The sequence below is a fragment of the Mesotoga sp. UBA5557 genome, assembly GCF_002425715.1.
Classification (GTDB): domain Bacteria; phylum Thermotogota; class Thermotogae; order Petrotogales; family Kosmotogaceae; genus Mesotoga.
This window is the reverse complement of sequence record NZ_DIMV01000057.1, coordinates 1-4572: the sequence shown is the minus strand read 5'-3', so window position 1 is coordinate 4572 and position 4572 is coordinate 1. Positions and strand designations below refer to the sequence as shown.

Annotated in this window: 5 protein-coding genes and 1 pseudogene; 3 read left to right on the top strand and 3 right to left on the bottom strand. The window is 45.6% G+C overall.

All coding sequences use genetic code 11. From position 1 onward, the window contains the following. Window positions 1-14: 14 nt before the first annotated feature. On the bottom strand, window positions 15-296 hold the full coding sequence (locus tag B3157_RS07650; RefSeq protein WP_292589922.1) for a type II toxin-antitoxin system Phd/YefM family antitoxin: 282 nt from the start codon (window positions 294-296) through the stop codon (window positions 15-17). A gap of 642 nt (window positions 297-938) precedes the next feature. Between B3157_RS07650 and B3157_RS12880 the strand changes: the two genes are divergently transcribed. After that, window positions 939-1499, top strand: a complete 561-nt coding sequence (locus tag B3157_RS12880) for a prepilin-type N-terminal cleavage/methylation domain-containing protein (RefSeq protein ID WP_292589921.1) — start codon at window positions 939-941, stop codon at window positions 1497-1499. A gap of 378 nt (window positions 1500-1877) precedes the next feature. Here the strand turns inward: B3157_RS12880 and B3157_RS07640 are convergent, their stop codons facing one another. Together B3157_RS07640 and B3157_RS07635 are read right to left on the bottom strand one after the other, a co-directional pair. Then, a complete protein-coding gene (locus B3157_RS07640; protein ID WP_292589920.1) occupies window positions 1878-2390 on the bottom strand; it encodes an AAC(3) family N-acetyltransferase in 513 nt (170 codons plus the stop codon). Beyond that, window positions 2387-2524 (bottom strand): AAC(3) family N-acetyltransferase, encoded by a 138-nt coding sequence (locus B3157_RS07635; protein ID WP_292589919.1) that lies wholly within the window; start codon window positions 2522-2524, stop codon window positions 2387-2389. Before B3157_RS07635 ends, B3157_RS07640 begins: the two co-directional genes overlap by 4 nt. A 389-nt stretch (window positions 2525-2913) precedes the next feature. Here B3157_RS07635 and B3157_RS07630 point away from each other — a divergent pair, with 389 nt between their 5' ends. Together B3157_RS07630 and B3157_RS07625 are read left to right on the top strand one after the other, a co-directional pair. Continuing rightward, window positions 2914-3510, top strand: a complete 597-nt coding sequence (locus B3157_RS07630) for a hypothetical protein (RefSeq protein WP_349680377.1) — start codon at window positions 2914-2916, stop codon at window positions 3508-3510. Further along, window positions 3507-4403 (top strand): annotated as a pseudogene (locus B3157_RS07625) (nucleotidyl transferase AbiEii/AbiGii toxin family protein). The gene B3157_RS07630 and the pseudogene B3157_RS07625 overlap by 4 nt, the downstream one beginning before the upstream one ends. The last annotated feature ends 169 nt before the right edge of the window (window positions 4404-4572 follow it).

The window sequence follows — 4572 nt, the reverse complement described above, 5'->3', positions numbered from 1 at the left end:
GTCTACTACTATCTTCATCTATTTGCTTTTCTGCTTTCAGAGATCTCTCTCTCAATCTCCTCTGAAGAAAGACAATCAAGACCGTTTTTCAAAGACTGGAGTCGCATTCTTTCGACTGCGAGTTCAGCTTTTGCTCGTGAAATAGCCTTTATGAGAAATTGGAGATCCTCGTCTGCCCTAATCATTATTGCTTTAGGCTTCCCGTTAACCGTAACGATAACTTCCGATCCCTCATCAAGTGTTTTCCAGACCGCTGAGGGATTGCTTCTCAGGTCTCGAGTCGCTATGTACTTCATAAAACCACCTCCTGTACAAACATATTTTACATTGAGACCTACATAATTACCTACGCAATCGCAAGCACCAGTTCCGCTTCGCGGGCAAAAGGTCGGTGGAGAGTGGAGCTGAGACAAAGAGCATCGAGAGTTCGCTTCGCTCACGAGAAAGCGAGAGCGAAAATGTGGACTGACGGGCTCCTTGAGTCCCTATTTTCCACCCGGGTTTTAATGAAGGGGAGAAAGCCAACTTTCAGGGAAATCCATTTCGCTGTTTTTTGAGAAAAATGGAAACTCCTTTCCCTACAAAGCTCATTCGTACCAAGCAAGCAATCGAAAGGGAAGAGAAGATAGCAGATTTTGGGAAAATGTTCTGGAGAAGAGGATTATTTTCTCTTTATCAAACAGAGCATTATTTTTTCTTGAAAACACTTTCAAGTTCTAGATGTCCTTATTCTCTACCGTCTGACAACTGATATAAGCATTCTTCAATAGACTATTATCACGGTCTTCGTAGCTATTAGAAGCATATTAAGCTTTTACTAGGATTCACAACACTGGAAATTAAAAGCTCTTCTTCGAGCATCTGAAGGATTCTGTTTTTTGGCACACCCTTGCAGTTAGTGTGTAGATGAAAAAACCATCAAATAGGAGGGAGAAGTTATGAAGAACAGAAAAAGAGGATTTTCACTTGTTGAATTGTTGATAGTGCTTGCAGTAATCGCAGCATTGATCGCCACAATCACCCCCGTCGCACTGAATGCGATCAAAAAGGCCAAGGCAACTCAGGTAGCTCAGAACTTGAAGACACTCGCCAGTGCGCTTGAGAACGCGGCATATGTGAATGGAGCGAAATCGACAGTTGGTGTTTATGCTCCTGGTGCAACTTTACAAATAACTCAGGCTCAGCTAGCAAGAGATATCGATAACAAATCATATGCCATTATCTACAAATGGGACGGTGACAACTCCAAGTTCGTTGGCTATGTTGTGTTTGTCGGAGATGTTGATGTTAAATTGTTGACGGCTACTCTCTCCAATGCTAGCCAAGACACTTGGGCGGAGTTTAAAAGCGAAGCTGAAGCAAAAACGAATGATTGGGCTGCAGTGGGTGATGTTGAAACTGATTACCCGTTCGGGTTTATTACTGACGATTTCTTTTCTGCTGCAACAGGCGATAATGCACTCATAAGTTGGTACAATTTCGAATTCACAGTCTATTGATGTTAGCAGATTCTTAAAGCCCTCTTCGGAGGGCTTTCTTATTTGTCCACTAACCCTGTGGCAACAACGACCAGCATTAAGCAGTTCTTCTCAATTCCTCACGCATTGATTTCACAAAAAAACTGCCTTCGCCTTTTTCTCTCTCTATGCAGAGCTAAAGTTGCACTTCGCAGTTTCCTATTGCTCGATTTCCAATAAACCAAATTCTCTATATCCCTCAACCTATAACGTTTCTCAATCTACACTAAGCCTATTCCCGAAACCTGTTGAACCTCTCCAAACGATCCAAAATCCAACCTTCGTCTTTATCCTCACTCTCGATCCACAAACGCAAACTCATTTCTCCTGAGCTCCTCCAAAGCGGGAGACCACAACGCCCTAGCTTTCAAAACATAAGTCTCCGCTTCGGCACCTTTTTCTTCCAGAGATCTCCCCCACCGAGCAGAGAAGCGACCCTATCGTATCTCTGGACACAGCCGCTGAAATCGTGCGTGAGGTAACTCCAGCGATACTGCAGCCGCCCCGGAGAATTATCGTATATTCGACCTCCAGTCCAAAGAGATAAGACGGCTCGACTATCTCTTCGACGCCGTGCATAAGAGTATTGGGCCTCAACCCACAACCAATAAAGAGAACCAGACCGTCTCTTTCAACGAGCTTTATAAATGACGAATAAAGGCCGAGAGGAGTGCGATCCATATGATGATCTGCCGTAAGCTCATCTGCCAGAGGGCCCATAGCGCAGACAGAATGCGTAGGATGAACGCTTCTCACGACCCCGTGACTTCTTCTGAAAGCTTCCGAGATCGCGCCCACATTCGACGGCATCTTCTCATGATCGAAAATCGGGCTGGTCCGGGTAACAGATCCGTATGATAGCACGAGCATCATAACAGTAATCCCTCTTTTGAAAGACTCTTCAAAGCCTCGACCACAGACTCTGCCCCGCCCTGCACAAAACCCATCAACGAAAGCGAAGAGTGGATAAGGACTAACTTCGAATCGCCTATCAAATGGACAATCAAACCCTCAATCTTCCCCTGCTCATCAAAGATCTCTTCTATCTTCTTAACGCCCTTAAGAGCCGTGGTGGGTTGTGCGTTGTGGGCTGTCGGTAAGAGCCGAGAAAGAACATCGAGAGTTCGCTTCGCTCACGCGAAGGACGAGAAGCGAAAATAGGGATAGACGGGCTCCTGACGTCTGTACCGTTTTTCGCGTCCTCTCGCCCTCTCTTTCTCTCTCTCTTCCTCTCTCCTCTTCCCGCTCTTCACAAGGACGGGTCCACGCTCCTAGACGAAGGACCAAGGACGGCTCTTCGCTCTTCAACTAAATCAATGCAATTCATGATACAATTTTCATGAACATCTGCATATACGTAATGTTGCAGGTGTTCGTTGAAAGTGTTGTTGAAGAGGTGAGATTATTGAACTCAACAAGGCACCAACTGCCTCAGAAGAAGATTATTAGAATAGATGAACTCAAAGATATGGGATATAGCTTCTATGGAATCAAGAAGCTTATCGAGGAGAATATCCTCAAGAAACTGACGCGCAAAAGCTATGAAAATCTAATGTACGAGGGTGATGAATCGGACTTTTACTATGTTAATGCTTATGTGCCAAGGGGCGTGATCTGCCTGATTAGCTCGGCAATCTACTGGCAGCTTACCACAGAGCGTTCCACAGCAATAGACGTGGCGATTCCGAGGAGCGACAGGATTTATACGATGCCAGAGTGGCCTCGGATTCAACTTTACTATTACAACGACATACGATACAAAACCGGAATCGTGACTATTGACGAAGACTCGAATGAGTTCTCCATTTATGACTCGGAAAAGACTGTAATCGACATTCTGCATTATCGGGAAAGACTCGGCATTGAAATCGCAAAGGAAGTGCTTGTCAACTATCTCGCAAAAAAGGATCGAAACCTGAACAAACTATACAGATATGCCAAGGAACTCGGCAATTCAAAGACACTGAGAACCTATCTGGAGGTACTGCTATGAACAAGGCAGCATCTGTAAAAGCCCGGCTGAGAAATCTGGCCGAGAAGCAAGGCCGAAGTTATCAGGATCTACTGCAAATCTATGCGCTTGAACGAGCCATCTACAGATTATCCCTGTCTCCACACAAAGACCAATTTACATTGAAAGGTGGGATCTTTCTTTATGCGCTATTTGAAGGGCGGTTTCCGCGCTCAACAACCGACATAGATCTGCTGGGGCAAAGGATCAGCAACGAAAAGGAATCTCTCGAGAAGGCTTTTTATGATATCTTCTCGATAAATACCGACGATGGGATGCGTTTTGATCTGGAAAGTATGAACCTACGTACCATTGCAGATGCAAAAAAATACCCCGGTACTCGGGTAACCATTACGGCCTACATGGAGCGAACAAGACTATCCGTAACCGTCGATGTCGGATTTGGTGATTGCATAACACCCGAGAGGGTTCAGATGGAATTCCCGGTTCTGCTGAATGATCCGCAGCCGGTTGTCTTCGCATACTAAAAAGAATCGGTTATCGCGGAAAAACTGGAAGCGATGGCTTCTCTGGGTTTCCTGACAAGCCGATACAAAGACTTCTACGACATCTTTTTGCTGTCCAGATTCTTTCCTTTCACTGGTACAACACTGCAGGCCGCAATTAGGGAAACATTTAGAAATCGGGGCACACATATAAGAGACATCGTCGCATTCGAGAACCAATTCATTTCCGATTCACTCCATAAGAGAAGATGGACAGCCTTCGCTAAAAAGAAAAACACCACGTTTGATACATCTCTTGAGGAAGTTATAGGCCAAATCAAGAACTTCCTTGTACCTGTACTTGAAGCTCTGCAAAGAGACGAGATCTTCGCCTCGCAATGGGAGCCTGATGACCTAAGCTGGAAATGACCACTGTATTTGTAGAGTTTGTAAGAGCCGGGAAAGAACAGCGAGAGTTCGCTTCGCTCACGAGAAGGCGGGAAAAAATCCCTCACTGCTGAAATAAGACGCAATGCCCCCTTCGGCGGGACGCAAGGCGCCGAAGAGCATCGGCGGACGCAAGGCTGGCTTCGCCAGG